The organism is Maricaulis sp., assembly GCF_039978735.1.
GTDB lineage: Bacteria > Pseudomonadota > Alphaproteobacteria > Caulobacterales > Maricaulaceae > Maricaulis.
Window position 1 is genome coordinate 50446 of record NZ_JBDWAS010000014.1, and the last position, 19363, is coordinate 69808.

Genomic DNA, 19363 nt, shown 5'->3' on the forward strand with positions numbered 1-19363 from the left:
CTCGAAGCGTGTGTTTTTGTTCTGGCGCGGAGAAAAGGCGCGCACGGCCCGTGCGTCAAGAGGCGGTGCGGTGCGTGGACAGTGCATGGGGAAATCCCCGCACGCCAAACGGGCTGCACAATGACGGGGCAAACCGGGAGAGCATCCGTATGAGCGAAACCACCCCCAACCTGTCCCTGCCGCTGGTCATGCCGGCCCAGGCGCAAAAACATGTCACCGTGAACGAGGCGCTGCTGCGGCTCGATGCCCTGACCCAGGCCTGTGTGGAAAGCCGCACACTGACCGTCCAGCCCGAAGCGCCCGGCGAGGGCGATGTCTGGATCGTGCCGGCCGGCGCCAGCGGCGATGACTGGGCGGCGATGGCAGCAGGCACGCTGGCAATCTGGCGTGACGGTTTCTGGACAGGGATTGTGCCGGCGGACGGCTGGCGGGTGCATGTGCGCGACGAGGCACGCAGCGTGGCGTTCGATGCCGGCCGCGAAACCTGGATCGCCGCGGCGGCGAACACCATCCTGACGGCCGGCGAGGGCGGCGCGGCCACCGAGGCCGTACTGATCGAGGACATATTGACCGGGCTTTCCGGTGCCAGCGTTGCCAGCAGCGTGGTCATCCCGGCGCGTTCCGTCGTGTTCGCGGTCTCGGTGACCACGCGCAGCGCGATCACCGGCGCGGCCTCCTTCGATTGCGGGATAGCGGGCGAGGCGTCGAAATTCGGCGGTTCGCTGGGGGTGTCGCCCGGCGCCAGCAATATCGGTGTGATCGGGCCCACAGCCTTCTATGCCGACACGCCGGTCGAGCTGACCGCGAATGGCGGCGACTTCACCGGCGGCAGCGTCGCCATCGCCATCCACGCCTGGCGGCCGGTGGCGCCTGCGGTTTGACGTGCCGCTATTCTACCACGGATGCCATGCGCGCCATGATGCGGTTGAGGATGGGCTGAGTGGTCTCGGTCATGGCGTGGCCGTTGACGGTGACCAGGTCGAAGCCGGCATGGGGGCAGGCGCGGGCCAGTCGGAAGGCGGCGCTGGCCGGACACACCATGTCATAGCGCGAATGCAGGATGTGCATGGGGATGTTGGAGAGCTGCCGCGCATTGCGGATCAGCTGGTCCGGCTCGAGGAAACATCCATTGCGGAAGTAGTGGACCTCGATCAGCGAGTGGGCGGCCACGAATTCTGCGCCGCGGGCCCGCAGGCCCGACAGCACCGCTTCGGGCGGATTGTCGAGATAGGAGAGGCGGTCCTCATACTCGGTCCAGCGGTACAGTGTGGACTGGCGAATCTCCTCCAGGCTGACACTCGTGTCGTCCAGTCGGCGCAGCAGCGTCAGACCGTTGGCGATCTCGGCCTGCATCTGTTCGAAACACCATTCCATCATGGCGCGCGGCGACTTGCGGGCCCGCTCCGGAGCCGGCGCGGCGAAATCTGCCCAGGCATCGGGGAAGACATTACGGGCGCCGTCGGGGCCGTGCATCCAGTCGAGATCGGATGGCTGGGCGAGGAAAATACCCTCCACCACCAGTCCGCTCACCCGCTCCGGGAAGGCTTCGGCATAGGCCAAGGCGAGGGTGGACCCCCAGGAGGGGCCGAACACCATCCAGCGTTCGAAGCCGAGATGCTCGCGCAGCCGCTCGATATCCTCGATCAGGTGCGCCGTCGTGTTCGCCTCGATCGACAGATGCGGCGTCGAGCGCCCGCAGCCGCGCTGGTCGAACAGGATGAGGTTGAACACGTCCGGATCGAACATGCGCCGGTATTTGGCCGATGCGCCAGACCCCGGCCCGCCGTGCAGGAAGACAAGCGGCAGCCCGTCCGGGTTTCCGCATTCCTCGAAATAGAGCGTGTGACCATCGGAGACGGGCAGGTCGTCTGCGCGGCGGGGCGGGAGCGAGGGAAAATATTCGGTCATCGCCTCAATGGTGCGTTATGCCGGGCTGACGTCAAGCGCATGGCGGGCGAAGCCGGAGCGGGGCCGGAGGGCGATCCGGGACGGCACCGGCTCCGCCCGCGCGTGAGCAGTAACCGGCCAGATCGCAATGGGTTCCAATGGGCGCTGCAGTCAGGATGACGGCGCCGGGCCGTCATCGGCAAGTAGTTGCGCCAGCTGCGGCGTCAGCCGGTCGACCGCCGACAGGGGCTGACCGTCGATATCGCGGCTGGCGGGGGTCACGCGGCCGTTCAGCAAGGCGGCGACCTGCCAGGCGCAGGCTTGTGCACCGGCCTGGGGGCTGACGTCGCGCTCTGCCAGGAATTCATGGGTCAGCACGTCCGGCCCGCCGGCGATCGGGCTGTAGACGGGCTGGAAGCCCAGCCGGCCGATCTGCCGCTCGATCTTCTGCCGCGCAATGTCCAGATCGAGCGGGCAGGCGCGCCGCGTGTCGAAGCGCTCGGTCATCTCGATCACCGTGTAGACCAGCGCCTCGCGTTCGGCCGGCGCGGGCAGCACGCCGGCCGCACGCAGTTCCGGCGCAAATCCCGCCAGCGCAGCCGCGCCGGCTGCTGTTGCGGCCAGCAGGCCCGCAGCACGAAAAAGATCTGAACCCAGCATTCCCCGGACCGTCCCCCGATATTCGGCGGCGGACGTTATCGCCGTGGCCGCGCGGCGTCCATATCGCGGTACCGGACAACACAGAACGCTGCCCCTGAGCGGGCGTGTCGGATGGAAATGAAAGAAATGGTGCCGCTAGAGTGAATTGAACACTCGACCTCTCCCTTACCAAGGGAACGCTCTACCCCTGAGCTATAGCGGCGCACCGGGTTCGCCTGTCGGCGATCGAGAGACGGGCGTATAACCCAAGGGAGGAGCGAGGCCAAGAGTGTCTTGACGCGATGTGCAGCGTTCGACATGACCAATTACATGAAGACACCATCCCAGAACGGCGGTCCGTCCGCCCCGCGCAAGTCCGGCAAGCCCGAACCGGGGTCCCGCGAGGCCCGTCTGGCCGAGGCCCTGCGGGCCAATCTGCGCCGCCGCAAGGCTGCGGCGAAGCCGGCGGAAGACGTGACTGCACCGGAAACACCTACAGCTGCGGAAACGGCCCCGGAAAAGCCCGGAAAGCCGTCATAATGCCGCCCGCTTCGCCGGGCTGCATGCCGGCTCGCACTATCCGCTCAATCTGTACCGGGGAGTAAGCATGGACCGTATCGTCATCCAGGGTGGCGCCCGGCTCAACGGCCGAATCGCCATCAGCGGCGCCAAGAATTCCGCCCTCAAACTCATGGCCGCCGCGCTGCTGACCGACGAGCCGCTGATTCTCACCAATATGCCGCGCCTGGCCGATTCCCGCTTCATGGGACATTTGCTGGCGCGCCTGGGACTGCGTGTGGAGGAGGGGCCCGGCGCCCAGATGCAGCTGCACGCGGCCGAGATCACCGACACATTCGCGCCTTATGATCTGGTGCGGAAAATGCGCGCCACTTTCAACGTGCTCGGACCGCTGGTCGCGCGTGAAGGCCGGGCCCGCGTCTCGCTGCCCGGCGGCTGTGCCATTGGGGCGCGTCCGGTCGATCTGCACCTGAAAGCGCTGGAGACGCTGGGGGCACAGATCACGCTGGAAGAAGGCTATGTCGACGCCAAGGCGCCTGCGGGCGGCCTGGTCGGCGGCGAGGTGGATCTGCCCTTTGCCTCGGTCGGTGCGACCGAACACACCATGCTTGCGGCAGCCTTGGCCCGCGGCGAGACCGTGATCGAGAATGCCGCGCGCGAGCCGGAAATCGCCGATCTGGCGGCCTGTCTCACCGCGATGGGGGCCGAGGTCGAGGGCGCGGGTACATCGACCATCCGCATCCAGGGCCGCGAACGCCTGAACGGTGTCACCCACGCTGTTGTCGGCGACCGGATCGAGACCGCGACCTATGCGCTGGCGGTTGCCGCGGCCGGTGGCGATGTCGTGCTCGACGGCGCTGTGTGGGCGCACAACAAGGCGCTGTGGAATGCGATGAACGAGGCCGGCGTGACGGTCCAGCCGGTCGAAGGCGGCGTGCGGGTCGAGCGCAATGGCGCCCGCGTGAAGGGCGTCGATATCGAGACCCAGCCCTATCCGGGCTTCCCGACGGACGCCCAGGCGCAATTCATGGCGCTGATGACGACGGCCGAGGGCACATCGGTGATCCGCGAGACGATTTTCGAGAACCGTTTCATGCACGCCCCGGAGCTTACCCGTCTCGGTGCGGATATCAGCGTCAACGGAAATGAGGCCGTCGTGCGCGGTGTGCCACGCCTGAAAGGCGCTCCCGTCATGGCGACGGACCTGCGCGCTTCGGTCAGCCTGGTCATTGCCGGACTTGCCGCCGAGGGTGAAACCGTGGTCAATCGGGTCTATCACCTTGATCGTGGGTTCGAGCGCCTGGAGGCCAAGCTGTCCGGCTGTGGCGCGCGGATCGAACGTCAGTCTGAACCGGCGGAGTCCTGAGACCTTGAAGCGAGACGACCGGCCCCTGCGTCTGGTGGCATTCGACGCGGCGGATCTCGAACCGATATCGGCAGCCTTGCAGGATGCCGTGGCGCAGCTGGGCGATTTCCAGTTCTCGCGCCGCGAGAAGGCATTCACTATTGCCTTCAACCGTTTCTGCTGGGAAGCGGGCCGGCGCGATCGCCGTGTACGCAGCGGTCTGCAGATCGGCCGCGTCGCTGCGGCGCGCTCGCAGAATATCCGCCAGGGCGCCAGTGACGCCGTGGTCAATCTGCTCTCCATCGCCTTCGAACCGGCCGAAACGCCGGCTGGCACCGTCGTGCTGGTGTTTTCCGGTGGCGGCGAGGTGCGGCTTGATGTGGAATGCCTGGATGTGGTGATGGCCGACCTGACCGCGCCCTGGCGCGCAACCGGCGGCCGGCCGGTGCATGAAGACGGGCCGGAAGAAGGGGCGAGCAGGCAATGAGTGAAGCGCCGGACCGGATTGTCAGGATCGATCTCGATGCCGCCAGCATGGGGCCGGGCGATGTCAATGCCGATCATGAGCGGCGTGTCGCCATTGCCGATCTTCTCGAAGCCAACAGCTTTCGCCCGTCCGGCGATGCCGACGGCCCTTTCGCTCTGCGCCTGGCAATCGAGGATGACCGTCTGGTCTTCGATGTGCGCCAGGATGACGATACGCCCGTGCGAGCCTTTGTCTTCGCACTGGGGCCGCTGCGCCGCATCATCAAGGACTATTTCCTGATCTGCGAGAGCTATTACGAGGCCGTACGCGATGCGCCTTTGGCCCAGATCGAGGCGATCGACATGGGCCGCCGCGGTGTGCACAACGAAGGCTCGACGCTGCTGCGCGAGCGGCTGAGCGGCAAGATCGAGGTGGACTTCGACACCGCCCGGCGGCTCTTCACCCTGATCTGCGCCCTGCACCGGCGGGCCGCCTCATGACGACGCCTTCGGTTCTGTTCGTCTGCGGACGCAATGCCATCCGTTCGCCGATGGGCGAGGCGCTGTGGCGCAAACGTTTCGGCGACGATGTCTCGGCGCGCTCCTGTGGCGTGATCCCGGCGGCCTTTGCCGACCCGTTCATGGTGGCAGTGATGCTGGAGGAAGGCGTCGACCTGGAGGACTTTTCGCCGATCGCTCTGAACGGCGTGGGCGAGCCGGCGGCCGATATCGTGGTCTCTCTGTCCACCGCCGCCGACCGCACGGCGCGCGACTATGCAGCGCGCACGGGCGCCGAGTTCCAGGCCTGGCCGATCCCCGATCCCAGCGAGACCGGCGGCAATCGCGACATGCGCCTGGCCGCCTATCGCGAGACCCGCGATGCCATCGCTGCACGCATCGCTGAATGGGATGCCAGCCTAAAAAGCGCTTGACGTCTCGACTTTGCACCCGGTGAAGGACTATATAGCGCGCTCCGGGGCGCCGGCCGCACGGCGAGTCGGCCTTATCCCGTATCTGTTTCGCCCGGAAATCCGGGCCAGGAATTGAGGAGCCGCATGGCGAAAGAAGAGTTGTTGGAGTTTCCCGGCGAGGTGACGGAACTGCTTCCGAACGCGACCTTCCGGGTCAAACTCGAGAATGATCATGAGATCATTGCCCACACGGCGGGCAAGATGCGCAAGAACCGGATCCGGGTTCTGGCGGGCGACAAGGTGCTTGTCGAAATGACACCCTATGACCTGACCAAGGGTCGTATCACCTATCGCTTCAAGTAAGCCGTTTGCGGGGCGTGTCGACGCAATGACGGATGCCGCCATGGCACACGGACCGCGACAGCCCCTGATCTTGGCCAGCGCCTCGCCGCGCCGCCTCGATCTGCTGGCCAGTGTCGGGATCGTTCCTGACGCCGTCGAACCCACCCATATCGACGAGCACGAGATCCCCGGCGAATTGCCGGGGCCGCTCGCTCTGCGCCTGGCGCAGGAAAAGGCGATGGCGCATCCGTCCGTGCGCGCGGGCGGCGATGCCTTCGTGCTTGCGGCGGATACGGTGGTCGGCGTCGGCCGGCGCATCCTGCCCAAGACGCTCGACGAGGCCGAGGCCCGGCGCTGTCTGGACCTTCTGTCCGGCCGCAATCACCGGGTCTTCACCGGTATTGCCGCAGCCGGCCCCGGCGGGGCGTTTGCGGCGCGTGTGGTCGAGACCCGGGTGAAGTTCAAACGCCTGTCCCAGCCGGAGATCGATGCCTACATCGCCTCGGGCGAATGGCACGGCAAGGCCGGTGGCTATGGTATCCAGGGCCGGGCCGGGTGTTTTGTGGTGAATCTGATCGGCTCCTTCACCGGCGTGGTGGGGCTGCCGCTCTACGAGACGAGCAATCTGCTGGCCGGTCTGGGCTATCCCGTGACCGAGCGCATGGGCGAAAGGCCGACGACATGAGCCGCCGCATCCTGATCGAGGAAAATATTGGCGAAACCCGCGCCGCTGTCGTGGACAATGGCCGCGTGGTCGAGCTGTGGCTGGACCGCTGGAGCGAAGCCGGGCAGCGCGTCGTCGAGGGCGAGATCTATCGCGGCCGCGTGCGCCGGGTCGAACCGGCACTGAATGCGGCCTTTGTCGATCTCGGCGTGGGGCCGGAAGGCTTCCTGCCCTTCGGCAAGGCAGGCCGGCCCAAGGGCTTCCATGAAGGCGCCGCCATCGGTGTGCGTATTGCCCGCGAAGCCTATGCCGAAAAAGGCCCCAATCTCGCCCTGGCCGAGGCCGGGGAGGGCGATGCGCCCGAATGCGTCCAGTCCGCCCCGATCCTGGCCCAGCGCCTGGTGAAAGCCTGGGGCGAGGCCGAGGCCGTCTGGGCCGACGAGACAGATATCGATCTGGACGATGAGTTCGAGGCCGCGCTGAACCCGCGTGCGGCGATTCCCGGCGGTGGCTCGCTCTACATCGAGACGACGCGGGCGATGACGACGATCGATGTCGATGCCGATGGCCGCAAGGGCCAGGGCTCGCCGGCCCAGCTGGCTGTGGCGCTGAACACGTCGGCTGCCAAGGAAGCCGCCCGCCAGGTGCGTCTGCGCGGCCTCGGCGGAATCATCGCCATCGATTTTGTACACATGCGCGCCCAGCCCGACCGCAAGGTGGTGGAGCAGGCGATGCGTGGTGCGTTCAAGCGTGACCGGGCCAAGGTGGATGTGGCGCCGCTGTCGCAGTTCGGCGTCGGCGAGCTGGCCCGCCAGCGCCGTGGCCGCTCGCTGCGCGAACAGATGTGCGATGCCGATGGCCGCCTGTCGGTGGAAAGCTGTGCCCTGGCGGCCCTGCGCCGCCTGCAGGGTGAGGCGATGTCCGATCGCAGCCGCAAGCAGAAGCTGGAAGTCTCGCCGGAGGTTTTCGCCTGGCTCGATGCCGATAGGATCGGGTGGCGCGAGGCGCTGACCGGCCGGATCGGGCCGCGCTTCGAACTGGTGGCCGCCGACGGACTTGGGCGCGAGGATGCGCGCGTCAGCCGCGCCTGACCGGGCGCGCAAATGCCGAACGAAGGAGGACATGATGAAATGTCCCATCTGCCGCAAGCCGGCCGACCCCCAATTCAAGCCCTTCTGTTCCAGGCGCTGCGCCGATCTGGATCTGGGCAAGTGGATGAATGACAGCTACGCCATTCCCGGCGAACCGGCCGATGTGGCCGAGGAAAACCCGCCGTCCGGGGAAGACCGCTAGGCTCGCTGCCCCGCCTTTGCGGCCGGGTGCACATTTCGCTGAAAACGGCCATGGACAGGCCCGGCGCGGGCCCCTATAAACCGCGCTCTCGACCGCGCCCCGAGGCGCGCGTCCGCCCGGCGCCCGGGTAGCTCAGTTGGTAGAGCAGCGGATTGAAAATCCGCGTGTCGGTGGTTCGAATCCGCCCCCGGGCACCATTTTGAAATAACTCTTTAAAATCAAATCATTGCATGGTGAAGTGGGACGCTTTTGTGTCGACTTGATGGGCTCATTTGCGCGCGACTACCATGGTCGCGAATAGTGATTTCGCTGCTTGGCCAATCGATTGTGGAACGTGCAAATTCGCATTGCGAATAGAGATGGTTTCCAGATGTCGGTTTGAAGTGCCGGCGGACATCGGTATTGATGCTGGATTGAAAGCAAGCCGAATAGAAGGTGAAAGATCATATTGGCCAAATTTGAAGGCTTCGATGATCCGTCAATCTCCGACGCGTTGGAGGAACTCTACGATGACGCCGTTGCGGCGGGCGTAGACCTTCTTCGTGCTGATATTGAGGGGCTAATGCGCGAAGGCCTCTTGGCAAAAACCAGTGAGATGCAAAAGCGTCTTCTCGCGGAACCCAGTATTGCTGCACTTAATGAGTGGTCGATACCGGATTTTCACGGGCTCAAGTCCGTCTTGTTTCACAACACTCTAGTGATGCACTGGCTTCGGGAGCGCGCCGCCGGAAGGCAATCTGACGACATATTCAGGGAGATATTTGACTACTTCTCAAAAAAGACTGCGAAGTTGCAAGTGTGTTTGGTGTTGCCGATGTTTCAGCCAATATCGGACGTCGTTATATCGAGTGATCTGACATTGCTGAGTTCGGTTGCGGAGAGTGAGACACTATCAGGGGACTTGCAGCTCGCGGTTGAACACTATCTCGCGCCGGGAATGTCCGAATACTCCGGGGTTCTTTTGTTGGATGCGGAGATAGCCCCGGCGAAAATTCCAAGATCGGATTCGCATCACCCGTCTTGGGATAGGGCTTGGGAGGACATGTCGTCAAAATTAGAGCTTGCTCTTGAGGTTCTCTCGCTGGAGTCCAATTCCGGTGTTGCCGGAGGGGCAATTTTAGCTCGATCGCAATTTGGGGTGGGGCTAATGGCGACCTTCTACTCGAAAGTACCTGAAACAGGGCGCTGGGGATTTCCCACTTTGAGCGTCGTCTCAAAAGCACACACCCGGTATGCAGCGATTTGGCGATTGGACGAAAGACGACGCCAAAATTTCGTCCGTGTCCTGAGAAGGTATAATCAAAGCCTCCTCGACAAGGACCCGGTGGACGCATGCATCAACTTGGCAATAGCCTATGAGAGCCTGTTGATTGGGACTGACGGCGACGGCAAAACGGAAATCAGTTACAAAATTGCCAGTCGTGCTGCGTGGCTTAGTGGGGTGAGCGTTGAACACCGCCAACGCATATTCGACAATTTGCGCAGTCTATACGACTATCGCTCGAAGGCAGCCCACCAGGGTGTACTCAAAGGTAAGTTCGATTTTGGCGTATTGAAGCGGGCCCAAGAGCACTTTCCAGTGATGGTTGATAGCATGTTGGACCGAGGTGGCGCTCTCACGCATGAGCAGTGGAAGTTGATCGTTCTCGGTGGCGGACATGCGCCGAAAAAAGAACCTAGCTAGGTGGGACGCTCAGTGAGCTAACTCCTTGAAGTCTCTTGAAACGTCCAAGTGTCCCACCTCTTTGTAAGTTATTGATAAATTGGAAAATACCCTGCTCGCCCCCGGGCACCATTTTTCTCCTCAAACAGAACGCCTCATCCGCAGCGCCTATCGCGCTCGCCACATCCGCCACAGTCGGGTCACGCCCAGGCAGGCTCCGGTATAGACCAGCAGGACGGCGAATAGCGATGCGAGGCCCGCGAGGGTCTGGCCGGCGAGGCCGTAGATTTCGCCGGTGTGCAGGAAACGGATATAGCGGCGGGCCTGGGCCGCGGGCGAGCGGCGCGCCGGTGTTGCCGTGGCCAGGCCCGACCCGTCGCGAAACACCACGACCTCGTCGATCAGGGCAGCCTGGGCTCCATTGCCGTGATCCACGGATATGCGCACTGTTCCGGCGCTTTCCTCAGGCAGGGTGATGGCAATCCGGCGTCCGGGTCCGGTCTCGGCGACAGCGAGCGCCACCAGCGCGTCCAGCGGTACGGGCTCGCCAGTAAGGGCTTGCGGCTCGTCCGGCGCTGCGTCCGCGGTGCCGGCGGGAGCCGGCGGGCCGCCTCGCGCCGGCACGCTTTCGCCAAAGGCCGCATAGACCAGCGCATTGGCCCAGCCGTAGGAGAAGACTGCACCGGTCAGCGTGATGGCGAGCAGGGGCAGCGCCATCCAGAAACCCATCACATGGTGCCAATTATAGTGACGCGCCTTGGCGGAGGGATAATGGCGGCGAAACAGGAGCTGGGTTTTCACGAAGGCCCAGCGCCACACCTTCGGCCACCACAGGTAAAGCCCGGTAAGAATGAGGGCGGCGAAGGCCAGATTGGCCGCACCATTGATCGCGGCGCCCAGATTATTGCGCCCGCCCGTGAAGGCAAGCCAGCGGTGGATCCGCATGACCCGGCCGAAGAAGGCTTCCATGTCCTCTCCAGCGCCCTCGAGGCGTTCACCCGTGTAGGGATCGAGCAGGAAGACATTGCGCCGCCCGGCCGCAACATGCACGGCGCCGGTCCGGCCATCCGGCACGGTGACCACATGGCCGGCTTGCGCGCCTTCCGCCGCTGCGGCGTCCGCCAGACCCTGGAAGGTCAAGGGCGCTTCGCCGGCGGGCGCGGAAACAGCTGCATCCTGGGCCCAGCGGATCATCTGGCGCTCATAGGTAAGCAAAACGCCGGTGACCGACATAAGCCCGATGAAGAGGGCAGTGACGAGGCCTGCAGCCAGATGGGTCCAGAAAACTGCGCGCCGAAGGGTCATGCCGGGTCTCCGGGAAAAGGGGCTGCCATACCTGCTGAAACGGCATTAGCTGCGATTTCCGTCGCGTTTGGATGTGGCAGGGCGTCACAGTTGCAGTTGTGCGCGCCGGGGTTGTGTATTTCTGTCCGGCGATAAAAAATTGTCCATATCGCGGAGCGACATATATTTTTCCGAATGGCGCGATATGCTGCCATCAAGGCCTGAACAAGAGTCGATCCAGACTGGCAGGCAGAATGAGGGGAAACGGGATGCATCTGAAAAAGATCTGCAAAGTCAGGCGGTCGGTTCCGGGAATCGTGTCGGCCCTCGCTCTGATTCCGGCCGGAGTACTGGCCGGCTGTGCGACGACATCTGATCCCGTGGCCGGATGTGTCGAGGCGGACCGGACAATCATGATTGTCAGGCTCGCGCCGGATGCCAGCAGGAACGCTGGCGGCCTGGAAGGTCGGCGCGAGGCTGTTCTTGAGGCGGCTTTTGGCGCGCAAGGCTATGATCGCAGCGGCATGCAGACCGGCTGCCGGCCGGTGCTGCACGAGACTTTCAGCTCCTTGCCGGGTTTTGCGATGGGACTGTCTGCCGACGAAGCGGACAGTATCCGCAGACAATCCTCCGTCCTGTCCGTGACGCCCGACACGACCAGCGCGCCGACGGCCACCCTATCCTCGAACTCCTCTATCTCGCAGCGGTGATCTCATGAAACGTTCTTTCCTTCCGCCTCTTGTCGCCGGTCTCAGTGTCGCACTCCTGCCTGCGGCGGTGATGGCCCAGAATGCACCGGACGCCAGCTCCAGCGGCCTGTTCGAAGCGCCGCTGTCCCCGTTCGCGGTCCGGCGGGTCGAGGAGGGGCGGCCGATCCCGGTTATTGTCACCTTTTCGGACAGGGCAATGCTTGCCGCACCGCAAGCTGCTGCGCCGACCGGGTTGGAGCTGGAGCTGCGCCGCGAATTCCTCACCGCGCTGCGTGAACGCGTCTTGCTGACCGCGATGGGAGAAAGCGGTCTGCGCCGCCTGAGTGACGCCACACGCGCGGCGCGCGCCGGTCAGAGTGTTGCGGAAGAGCGTGTCACCCGCCAGTTCGCCGTGACGCCTGCCTTTTCCATGATGGCGCGGCCGGACACGATCCGTGCGCTGCGCAATCATCCCGATGTGCTGAGCGTGACGGAGGACGTCCCCGTGCCGCCGGTGCTGGATGAGTCGATCCCGCTGATCGGGGCCGATGATGCATGGGCTCTGGGGGCAGACGGGTCGGGGTGGGCTGTTGCCATTCTTGATTCAGGTGTGGAGACCGAACACCCCATGACGGGGCCGGCTATCACAGCCAGTGCGTGTTTCAACACCGAGGACCCGGGATCATCGACTTCGCTGTGTCCCGGCGGCTTGGAAGAGGAAACCGATCTCACGGGCCCCGATTCCGGTGATTCCTGTGTCGAGGATGATATCGCCCGGGCGCCGGAGACCGGCACGGATGGATGTTTCCACGGCACACACGTCGCCTCGACGGCTGCAGGGCGCTCAGTCAATCTGTCTGGCGGGTCGACGTTGAACGGTGTTGCACGGGATGCTGATATCGTTGCGGTCAATGTGTTCAGCCGGTTTGTAGCCGACGAATGTGATGACAGCGAAGACCCGTGTATTCTGAGCTATCAATCCGACCAGCTGGCTGCGTTGGAATGGCTTTATGACAACCGCAACAGCCTCAGTCTCGCGTCAATCAACATGAGTTTGGGGGGCGGGGAGTACCAAGCGGCTTGCTCTTTCCACGTCCTTCGAAATGTCGTATTCAGCCTGCGCTCGGCCGGTATCGCCACAGTGATCGCGGCGGGCAATGAGCGCTTCATTGATGCCGTAAGCTCGCCGGCATGTATCCCTGAAGCCGTCACTGTTGGGTCCACGACCAAGAGCGACGAAATTTCCAGCTTCTCTAACTCGTCGGAGCTGGTTGACCTGCTCGCGCCTGGTTCGTCGATCATGGCCGCCTGGCAGACAGAGCAACCGCCGACAGGCGAAAACTGCATCATCAATGATGAAGAGCCGAATTCGGAAGGCTTTTGCCATTGGTTCGCGCGCAGCTCTGGCACGTCAATGGCTGCGCCGCACGTGGCCGGCGCTTTTGCCGTGTTGAAAGACGCAAATCCGAATCTCGAAGTCGAAGATTATCTTGCGGCCCTCCAGTTTACCGGCACGCAGGTCACCGATCCGGAAAACGGCATTACGCGTTCGCGCATCAATGTGGGCGAAGCGGTCCAGATTGTCCGCGATGAAGGTGTTTTTGCGGCCGGCGTCGAGTTGACACCAGTAGAAGCCTATCGCGTGGCGGGAGACGCTGGAGATCCATCGTCGTTCGCTTCCAAGTCCTACCAGCTGATCAACACGGCGGGGGGAGCGCGCACGGTTACCGTGGCATCTGCGCCGTCGTGGATTTCTACCAATGCCACCAGCTTCAATCTCGCGGCGAGTGGAAATGCGACGATGGAGCTCGGCGTCAGAACCAGCAGTCTGCCAGCGGAGTCCGTGGGCGGCTATGTGGTTCTGTCGGTCAATGGCGAAACTGTCTCCATCCCTGTTTCGATACAGGTTGAAAGCAGCGCGCCCTTTGCGCAGCTCGGGCCCTATCCGTGGGCGGGTGACGCTTCGGCCGTGTCGCGGAATGTGTTCCGTATCACCGGGCTCGATACCGCAATGCCGACTGGAATTCTTGTTTCGGTCAACAATGGGGCGACAAATGCTTACAGTGGCGATTTTAGCGATTGCAGTCTCTCCGTTCAGCCCGGCCGGTACAACAGGGGCGAATACATCATCACAAACACCGATCTGGCCGAGTGTGGTAATTTCCGTCGCGCCGACCTGACTTTCCGCATTTTTGCCGAGCAGGCTGATATTACGGAAGGCATCCGGATGCGTCGTTTTGCGACGAACAGTCTTGGTGGGATGACGGATTTCAGCTTCGATTCGGAAGGCACGAGTTCTTCTGAGACTTCGGCGCAGTCCGGGCCAGGCCTTGAAAGCGATGCCGGATTTGTTGCTCTTGCAGAAGACAGCATTTGGGCCCGGGCCGACACGGTTCATGATGAACCCGCAGCTGCTGCGCCGGCCGCCCTGGCGAATGCCGATTTCGGACCGTTCGAATGGACCGGCGATGCAAATGCCTTCACCGGCAGCGCGTTCCGGATTTCCGGGCTCGGAACGGCCATTCCCGACTCGATCTCTGTTGCCATCGATAATGCCGCTTCGGGTGGCTACGCCGGAACGTTCTCGGATTGCACGCTGAATATTCTCGGAGCTCGTTATAGTGGCTCTGAGTATCTGATCTTCGGCTCTGATCTTGCCGCTTGCGGCAACTTCGTACGCGGCGATCTGACATTCCGCATTACCGCGGACTCGACTGACGTTGCGAACGGGCTGGCGATGCGACGGTTCGCAACCGCGCTGAGCGGCGGTCTGACAGATTTCGCCTTCGATCAGGAGAGCAGTGCATTTTCTACCTTTGTCTCGCTCGATGCCACGCATGGGCAGGCCGCCTTCGGACCGTTCGAGTGGACTGGCGACAGTTCTGCCAGCCTGTCGAGCATTTTCCGGATTGTCGGCTTCGAAACCGGGTTGCCCACCCAGATCGATCTGGCCATCCGGTCGGCGCAGGCCGCCGGCTATAACGGGACCTTTGCCGATTGCTCACTGACCATTCGCCCTGAGCGCAAGAACGGCCAAGAATACCTTGTCACGCAGTCGGACCTTGGCGATTGCGGAGCGTTTGGGCAGGCGGATCTCGTTTTCCGGATCCGTGGTCTCAAGACGGATGTGCCGCAAGGGCTGATGATGCGCCGTTTTGCCATCGGGCCAAGCCGGGATCTGACCGATTTCGGTTTTGATCATACGCCGGGCTCCAACGCGACTGCGTCCAATGTCCCGAACGGAGCTCCGGCGGGACTTGGCGCCGTGTCATTCGGTCCGTTTGACTGGGTTGAGGACGCCAACGGAACAACGATGAGTTCCTTCCGCATCAGTGGACTGGCGAGCGGCGCGCCGTACCGGATTGATGTCGCACTTCTGAACGCGACGGCAGGGTCCGGCGTCGGGTCTTATTTCGACTGTTCGCTGACTATTCGCGCTGCGCGGTCCGGCGAGGGTGATTTCGTCATCCTGCCGTCCGACTTTGCCGATTGCGGTAGTTTCGGACGTGCTGATGTCCTTTTCCGCGTTGTCGCGGATCAGGACGATACCAGTGCCGGATTGACCATGCGGCGGCTGGTGACGACCAGCGCGGGTGGCCTGTCCGATCTCGGTTTCGACGCCGATTCAGCCGCTGACTGATCCGTGCGATTTCCATGAACGAATGGCCGGGCGCCCAGAGTGCCCGGCCATTTGTGTTTCGGGTTATGCTGCGTGATCGGGTGATTGATGTAGACTGGTGGCTCTGTAGCAATGGATCCCGATATGACGGCTCCCCTTCGCCCCCATACCGAACTGGCCACCCACACCGTCACCAACCAGCCGTCGCCCTTCGAGGACGTCAATCTGTGCAAGAGCGATCGTGCGCTGCAGTCGGCGCTGGTCGCGGCGGGGGGCGAGGTGCACGCCGAACGCCTGTCGGCGATGGGCGCGCGGTGCGGTGCGGCCGAAACGGTCGACTGGGCACGCCGCGCGAACGAGAATCCGCCGAAGCTGAAAGCCTTCGACCGCTATGGTCACCGGCTGGACGAGGTCGAGTTTCATCCGGCCTATCACGAGCTGATGCGGCTGGGGCTGGATGCCGGCCTGTCTTCGGCCGCCTGGACGGAGGACACGGCCGGGCATGTGTTGCACGCGGCCATGCTCTATCTGATGACGCAGGCCGATGCTGGCGTCGTCTGCCCGATGTCGATGACCTATGCGGCCGTACCTGCTCTGCGGGCCGAACCGGCTGTCGCGGCGGAATGGGAGCCGCGCATCGCGGCCGGCCGCTATGATCCGCGCTTCATTCCGGCGGAGGAAAAGGCCGGCGTGACCTTCGGTATGGCGATGACGGAGAAGCAAGGCGGTTCCGATGTGCGGGCCAATACCACAAGGGCGGTGCCCGCGGGAGGCGAGGGCGAGTACGAGCTGACCGGGCATAAATGGTTCTGCTCCGCCCCGATGGGCGATGCCTTCCTGACCCTGGCACAGGCCGAGGGCGGGTTGACCTGTTTTCTTGTGCCACGCTGGCGGCCGGACGGTACGCGCAATGCGATGCATATCATGCGGCTCAAGGACAAGCTGGGCGACCGGTCCAATGCTTCTTCGGAGATCGAATATCATGGCGCCTGGGCACGGCGTGTCGGGGATGAGGGGCGTGGCGTGCGCACGATCATCGACATGGTCCAGCACACGCGGCTCGACTGTATTCTGGGCTCGGCTGGCGGCATGCGGGCCGCGCTGGCCCAGGCGCTCTGGCATGCCGAGCACCGTACCGCTTTCCAGAAGAAGCTCGTCGACCAGCCGGCGATGAAGGCCGTGCTGGCGGATCTGGCGCTCGAGGCAGAAGCGGCGGTCGCGCTGGGGCTGCGCCTGGCGCACAGTTTCGATCGGGCGGAGGCGTCGGCAGGCGAGGCGGCCTTCATGCGGCTGGCCACGCCGATCGCAAAATACTGGGTGTGCAAGCGTCAGCCGGGGCTCGTCTACGAGGCGCTCGAGTGTCACGGTGGCGCAGGATTTGTCGAGGAGGGGCCGATGCCGCGCCTCTACCGGCAATCGCCGCTCAACGCGATCTGGGAAGGCTCGGGCAATGTCATCGCGCTGGACGTGCTGCGGGCGCTGGGCCGGGAGCCGGACAGCCTGGAAGCGGTTCGTGCCGAGCTCGTGGCGGTGCGTGGTATCAACCGCTTCTACGACGCCCATCTCCAGCGGCTGGACGACTGGTTCAAACCGGGTGTTCTGGGGGAAGCGACAGCGCGGGCCTTTGCCGAGGATGTGGCTCTGGGGCTGCAGGCCGCGGCCCTGCATCACGCATCGCCGGATTATGTCTTCGACGGCTTCTGCGCCGCCCGGCTCGATCCGGATCATCGCAGCTTTGCCTATGGTGCACTGACCGGGCAGCTTGATGTACCTGCCATTGTCGAGCGCGCCAGCCCGCTCTGACGGCCCGGCAAATTTTGCCGTCGCGGCAAGAAGTTCTCGCCAGGCCGGCAAGTTTTGCCCGCTTCGGAGGGGGCGCCGCTGATACCGCAAGGCCTGGCTGGCTCATCGCGCGGCGCAGATCTTGCATGGCTTATGACCGACGCGAAGTATTCGCGGAAGCCTGTTTTTGGCGTCTCAGAAGGAGACTGCATGACCCTTTCGGTCAACACCAATGCCGGTGCGATGATCGCGCTGCAGAATCTGCGCGAGACGAATGCACGTCTCGAAGTGGTTCAGCGCCAGATCAGCACGGGCCTTAAGGTCTCGTCTGCCAAGGATAATGGCGCGATCTACGCGATCGCCCAGGGCATGCGGGCCAAGGTGGCCGGCTACAATGTCGTCAAGCAGTCGCTGGACCGCGGAACGAGCGTGGTCGATGTCGCAATCGCGGCGAGTGAATCCATTTCCGACCTCCTGATCGAGATGCGGGAGACGGCGCTCGCTGCGTCGGACCGCAGCCTGGACCAACAGAGCCGAAATGCGTTGAACGAGGACTTTGTTCAGCTGCGTGACCAGATCAAGACGATCATCGAGAACGCCGAGTTCAACGGCATCAATCTGATCAAATCCGGGGGCGACAACCTGTCTGTGCTCGCCAATGACGATGGCAGCAGCCGGATTACCTTCGCGGCCGAGGACCTCTCCTACGGGCCGCCCGGCGGCCCCGGAACCAATATCATCCTCTCCGAGGACGCGACGGTCAGTGCTTTTGTGAACGCCGATCTGGCGATTTCTGAACTCGACAGTTCCATCGACAATGTCGGGGCCGTACTGGCCCGGCTGGGCTCCGCTTCGAAGCGGCTGGAAATCCAGCGCTCCTTCACCGACAAGCTCACCGATGCCCTGGAGAAGGGCATCGGCAATCTTGTCGACGCAGACATGGCCAAAGCGGCGGCCGAACTGCAGGCGCTTCAGGTGAAGCAACAACTTGGCATCCAGGCCCTGTCGATCGCGAACCAGTCGCCGCAGATTCTCCTGCAGCTGTTCCGCTAGACGAGTTCTTTCAGCTTTTCTGCGTCGAAGTCGCTGAGTTCGTCGAGGCGGCCATCACGGACCTTTGCGGCCCATTCCGGATCGCTGATCAGCGCGCGGCCGACAGCCACGAGATCGAACTCATCGTTCTCCAGGCGCTCGATCAGGCTGTCGATCGATGAGGCCTGCGAGTTCTCGCCCATGAATGCGCCGAGGAAGTCGGAGTTCAGCCCCACCGAGCCGACGGTAATGGCCGGCTTGCCGGAGAGTTTTTTCGTCCATCCGGCCAGGTTGAGATCCGAACCCTCGAACTCGGGAATCCAGAAGCGGCGGGTGGAGGCGTGGAAGATGTCGACGCCGGCCTCGGACAGCGGCGCAAGGAAGGCTTCCAGCTCGTCCGGCGTCTGTGCCAGGCGGGCATTGTAGTCCTGCTGCTTCCATTGCGAGAAGCGCAGGATGAGCGGCAGGTCGGCCGGGATTTCTGCGCGCACGGCTCTGACGATTTCCTGGACGATGGTGGTGCGCTCGATCAGCCCGCCGCCGAAACGGTCGTCGCGCTTGTTGGTGCCTTCCCAGAAGAACTGGTCGAGCAGATAGCCATGTGCGCCGTGCAGCTCGATGGCGTCGAAGCCGATTTCGGCGGCGGCCTTTGCGGCCTTCGCAAAGGCGGAGATCGTGTCGGCAATATCTTCGGCGGTCATTGGCTCACCGATCTGCTTGCCATTGGGCAGAACGCCGGACGGGCTGTCGGATGCGGCTTCCGGATGCGGACCGGTTCCCGGGCGGCGCGCCAGACCGACATGCCAAAGCTGCGGTGCGATCTTGCCGCCCTCGGCATGCACGGCGTCCACGACCTTGCGCCAGCCGGCCAGGGAGGCGGGGTTATGAAAGTTCGGTATGGCCGGGTCGAAGCTGGCGCCGGGGCGGTCGACCGTGGTCCCCTCGGTGATGATCAGGCCGACTGCATTGGCGGCGCGACGACGATAGTATTCGACGACCGGCTCGCCCGGAATGCCGCCCGGGCTCTTCGAGCGCGTCATGGGCGCCATCACGATACGATTGCTCAGCTCCAGCGAGCCCAGCGAAAAGGGGCGGAAGAGCGCCTTTGTGTCGGTCATATTCTTCTCCTCGACAAACCGTTGATCAGAGCAGTTAGACAATTCCTCCGCAGAATCGAGTCCCGGGTGTGCATTTCGAATATTCGGAATCGTCGTGTGTCCCGGTCCACA

At 63.6% G+C, this 19363-nt stretch carries 19 protein-coding genes and 2 tRNA genes; 16 read left to right on the forward strand and 5 right to left on the reverse strand.

Annotated features, from left to right (window positions below; all coding sequences use genetic code 11):
- The first annotated feature begins 149 nt into the window (after positions 1-149).
- Positions 150-881: a DUF2793 domain-containing protein gene (locus tag ABJO18_RS03880; RefSeq protein ID WP_348335631.1), complete on the forward strand. Its 732-nt coding sequence runs from the start codon at positions 150-152 to the stop codon at positions 879-881.
- Between the two features lie 7 nt (positions 882-888).
- Here the strand turns inward: ABJO18_RS03880 and pip are convergent, their stop codons facing one another.
- The 3 genes from pip to ABJO18_RS03895 all read right to left on the reverse strand — a co-directional run bounded on the left by pip (position 889) and on the right by ABJO18_RS03895 (position 2749).
- Positions 889-1908: a prolyl aminopeptidase gene (gene pip / locus ABJO18_RS03885; protein ID WP_348335633.1), complete on the reverse strand. Its 1020-nt coding sequence runs from the start codon at positions 1906-1908 to the stop codon at positions 889-891.
- 150 nt (positions 1909-2058) lie between these two features.
- Complete coding sequence (locus ABJO18_RS03890; RefSeq protein ID WP_348335635.1) at positions 2059-2547, reverse strand: hypothetical protein; 489 nt, start codon at positions 2545-2547, stop codon at positions 2059-2061.
- Positions 2548-2674: 127 nt separating this feature from the next.
- Positions 2675-2749: transfer RNA gene (locus ABJO18_RS03895), tRNA-Thr, on the reverse strand.
- A 95-nt stretch (positions 2750-2844) separates the two neighbouring features.
- On the opposite strand from ABJO18_RS03895, the gene ABJO18_RS03900 reads away from it, so the two are divergent.
- From ABJO18_RS03900 to ABJO18_RS03950, 11 genes are all read left to right on the forward strand, one after another.
- The gene (locus tag ABJO18_RS03900) at positions 2845-3066 is read left to right on the forward strand and encodes a hypothetical protein (protein WP_348515738.1); all 222 of its coding nucleotides are present in this window, start codon (positions 2845-2847) and stop codon (positions 3064-3066) included.
- Between the two features lie 67 nt (positions 3067-3133).
- Positions 3134-4411 (forward strand): UDP-N-acetylglucosamine 1-carboxyvinyltransferase, encoded by a 1278-nt coding sequence (gene murA / locus ABJO18_RS03905; RefSeq protein ID WP_348335639.1) that lies wholly within the window; start codon positions 3134-3136, stop codon positions 4409-4411.
- Between the two features lie 4 nt (positions 4412-4415).
- A complete protein-coding gene (locus ABJO18_RS03910; RefSeq protein WP_348335641.1) occupies positions 4416-4877 on the forward strand; it encodes a DUF2948 family protein in 462 nt (153 codons plus the stop codon).
- Positions 4874-5356 (forward strand): UPF0262 family protein, encoded by a 483-nt coding sequence (locus ABJO18_RS03915; protein WP_348335643.1) that lies wholly within the window; start codon positions 4874-4876, stop codon positions 5354-5356. Before ABJO18_RS03910 ends, ABJO18_RS03915 begins: the two co-directional genes overlap by 4 nt.
- A complete protein-coding gene (locus ABJO18_RS03920; RefSeq protein ID WP_348335645.1) occupies positions 5353-5787 on the forward strand; it encodes a low molecular weight phosphatase family protein in 435 nt (144 codons plus the stop codon). The genes ABJO18_RS03915 and ABJO18_RS03920 overlap by 4 nt, the downstream gene beginning before the upstream one ends.
- 123 nt (positions 5788-5910) lie before the next feature.
- Positions 5911-6129, forward strand: a complete 219-nt coding sequence (infA, locus tag ABJO18_RS03925; protein WP_019961978.1) for a translation initiation factor IF-1 — start codon at positions 5911-5913, stop codon at positions 6127-6129.
- 40 nt (positions 6130-6169) lie between these two features.
- A complete protein-coding gene (locus ABJO18_RS03930; RefSeq protein ID WP_348335647.1) occupies positions 6170-6793 on the forward strand; it encodes a Maf family nucleotide pyrophosphatase in 624 nt (207 codons plus the stop codon).
- Complete coding sequence (locus tag ABJO18_RS03935) at positions 6790-7863, forward strand: ribonuclease E/G (RefSeq protein WP_348335649.1); 1074 nt, start codon at positions 6790-6792, stop codon at positions 7861-7863. The genes ABJO18_RS03930 and ABJO18_RS03935 overlap by 4 nt, the downstream gene beginning before the upstream one ends.
- Positions 7864-7897: 34 nt before the next feature.
- Positions 7898-8065: a DNA gyrase inhibitor YacG gene (yacG, locus tag ABJO18_RS03940; protein WP_348515739.1), complete on the forward strand. Its 168-nt coding sequence runs from the start codon at positions 7898-7900 to the stop codon at positions 8063-8065.
- Between the two features lie 121 nt (positions 8066-8186).
- A tRNA-Phe gene (locus ABJO18_RS03945) sits at positions 8187-8262 on the forward strand.
- 251 nt (positions 8263-8513) lie between these two features.
- Positions 8514-9749 carry a hypothetical protein gene (locus tag ABJO18_RS03950; protein WP_348335653.1) on the forward strand — a complete coding sequence of 412 codons (1236 nt, stop codon included), beginning with the start codon at positions 8514-8516 and terminating at the stop codon, positions 9747-9749.
- A gap of 147 nt (positions 9750-9896) precedes the next feature.
- Here the strand turns inward: ABJO18_RS03950 and ABJO18_RS03955 are convergent, their stop codons facing one another.
- The gene (locus ABJO18_RS03955) at positions 9897-11033 is read right to left on the reverse strand and encodes a PepSY-associated TM helix domain-containing protein (protein ID WP_348335655.1); all 1137 of its coding nucleotides are present in this window, start codon (positions 11031-11033) and stop codon (positions 9897-9899) included.
- Between the two features lie 248 nt (positions 11034-11281).
- On the opposite strand from ABJO18_RS03955, the gene ABJO18_RS03960 reads away from it, so the two are divergent.
- The 4 genes from ABJO18_RS03960 to ABJO18_RS03975 all read left to right on the forward strand — a co-directional run bounded on the left by ABJO18_RS03960 (position 11282) and on the right by ABJO18_RS03975 (position 18155).
- Positions 11282-11722, forward strand: a complete 441-nt coding sequence (locus ABJO18_RS03960; RefSeq protein ID WP_348335657.1) for a protease inhibitor I9 family protein — start codon at positions 11282-11284, stop codon at positions 11720-11722.
- A gap of 4 nt (positions 11723-11726) precedes the next feature.
- Entirely contained in the window at positions 11727-15341 is a 3615-nt protein-coding gene (locus ABJO18_RS03965; RefSeq protein ID WP_348335659.1) for a S8 family serine peptidase, read from the forward strand.
- Between the two features lie 123 nt (positions 15342-15464).
- Positions 15465-17123, forward strand: a complete 1659-nt coding sequence (locus ABJO18_RS03970) for an acyl-CoA dehydrogenase family protein (protein WP_348335661.1) — start codon at positions 15465-15467, stop codon at positions 17121-17123.
- 189 nt (positions 17124-17312) lie between these two features.
- Positions 17313-18155 carry a flagellin gene (locus tag ABJO18_RS03975; RefSeq protein ID WP_348335663.1) on the forward strand — a complete coding sequence of 281 codons (843 nt, stop codon included), beginning with the start codon at positions 17313-17315 and terminating at the stop codon, positions 18153-18155.
- On the opposite strand, the gene ABJO18_RS03980 is transcribed toward ABJO18_RS03975, so the two are convergent.
- Positions 18152-19252: an NADH:flavin oxidoreductase gene (locus tag ABJO18_RS03980; protein ID WP_348335664.1), complete on the reverse strand. Its 1101-nt coding sequence runs from the start codon at positions 19250-19252 to the stop codon at positions 18152-18154. The two genes, ABJO18_RS03975 and ABJO18_RS03980, sit on opposite strands and share 4 nt — an antisense overlap.
- Between the last annotated feature and the right edge of the window lie 111 nt (positions 19253-19363).

Coding starts and splice junctions, on each gene's coding strand:
- ABJO18_RS03880 (WP_348335631.1), top strand. CDS start 150: ATGAGCGAAACCACCCCCAACCTGTCCCTGCCGCTGGTCATGCCGGCC.
- pip (WP_348335633.1), bottom strand. CDS start 1,908: ATGACCGAATATTTTCCCTCGCTCCCGCCCCGCCGCGCAGACGACCTG.
- ABJO18_RS03890 (WP_348335635.1), bottom strand. CDS start 2,547: ATGCTGGGTTCAGATCTTTTTCGTGCTGCGGGCCTGCTGGCCGCAACA.
- ABJO18_RS03900 (WP_348515738.1), top strand. CDS start 2,845: ATGACCAATTACATGAAGACACCATCCCAGAACGGCGGTCCGTCCGCC.
- murA (WP_348335639.1), top strand. CDS start 3,134: ATGGACCGTATCGTCATCCAGGGTGGCGCCCGGCTCAACGGCCGAATC.
- ABJO18_RS03915 (WP_348335643.1), top strand. CDS start 4,874: ATGAGTGAAGCGCCGGACCGGATTGTCAGGATCGATCTCGATGCCGCC.
- ABJO18_RS03920 (WP_348335645.1), top strand. CDS start 5,353: ATGACGACGCCTTCGGTTCTGTTCGTCTGCGGACGCAATGCCATCCGT.
- infA (WP_019961978.1), top strand. CDS start 5,911: ATGGCGAAAGAAGAGTTGTTGGAGTTTCCCGGCGAGGTGACGGAACTG.
- ABJO18_RS03930 (WP_348335647.1), top strand. CDS start 6,170: ATGGCACACGGACCGCGACAGCCCCTGATCTTGGCCAGCGCCTCGCCG.
- ABJO18_RS03935 (WP_348335649.1), top strand. CDS start 6,790: ATGAGCCGCCGCATCCTGATCGAGGAAAATATTGGCGAAACCCGCGCC.
- yacG (WP_348515739.1), top strand. CDS start 7,898: ATGAAATGTCCCATCTGCCGCAAGCCGGCCGACCCCCAATTCAAGCCC.
- ABJO18_RS03955 (WP_348335655.1), bottom strand. CDS start 11,033: ATGACCCTTCGGCGCGCAGTTTTCTGGACCCATCTGGCTGCAGGCCTC.
- ABJO18_RS03960 (WP_348335657.1), top strand. CDS start 11,282: ATGCATCTGAAAAAGATCTGCAAAGTCAGGCGGTCGGTTCCGGGAATC.
- ABJO18_RS03965 (WP_348335659.1), top strand. CDS start 11,727: ATGAAACGTTCTTTCCTTCCGCCTCTTGTCGCCGGTCTCAGTGTCGCA.
- ABJO18_RS03970 (WP_348335661.1), top strand. CDS start 15,465: ATGACGGCTCCCCTTCGCCCCCATACCGAACTGGCCACCCACACCGTC.
- ABJO18_RS03975 (WP_348335663.1), top strand. CDS start 17,313: ATGACCCTTTCGGTCAACACCAATGCCGGTGCGATGATCGCGCTGCAG.
- ABJO18_RS03980 (WP_348335664.1), bottom strand. CDS start 19,252: ATGACCGACACAAAGGCGCTCTTCCGCCCCTTTTCGCTGGGCTCGCTG.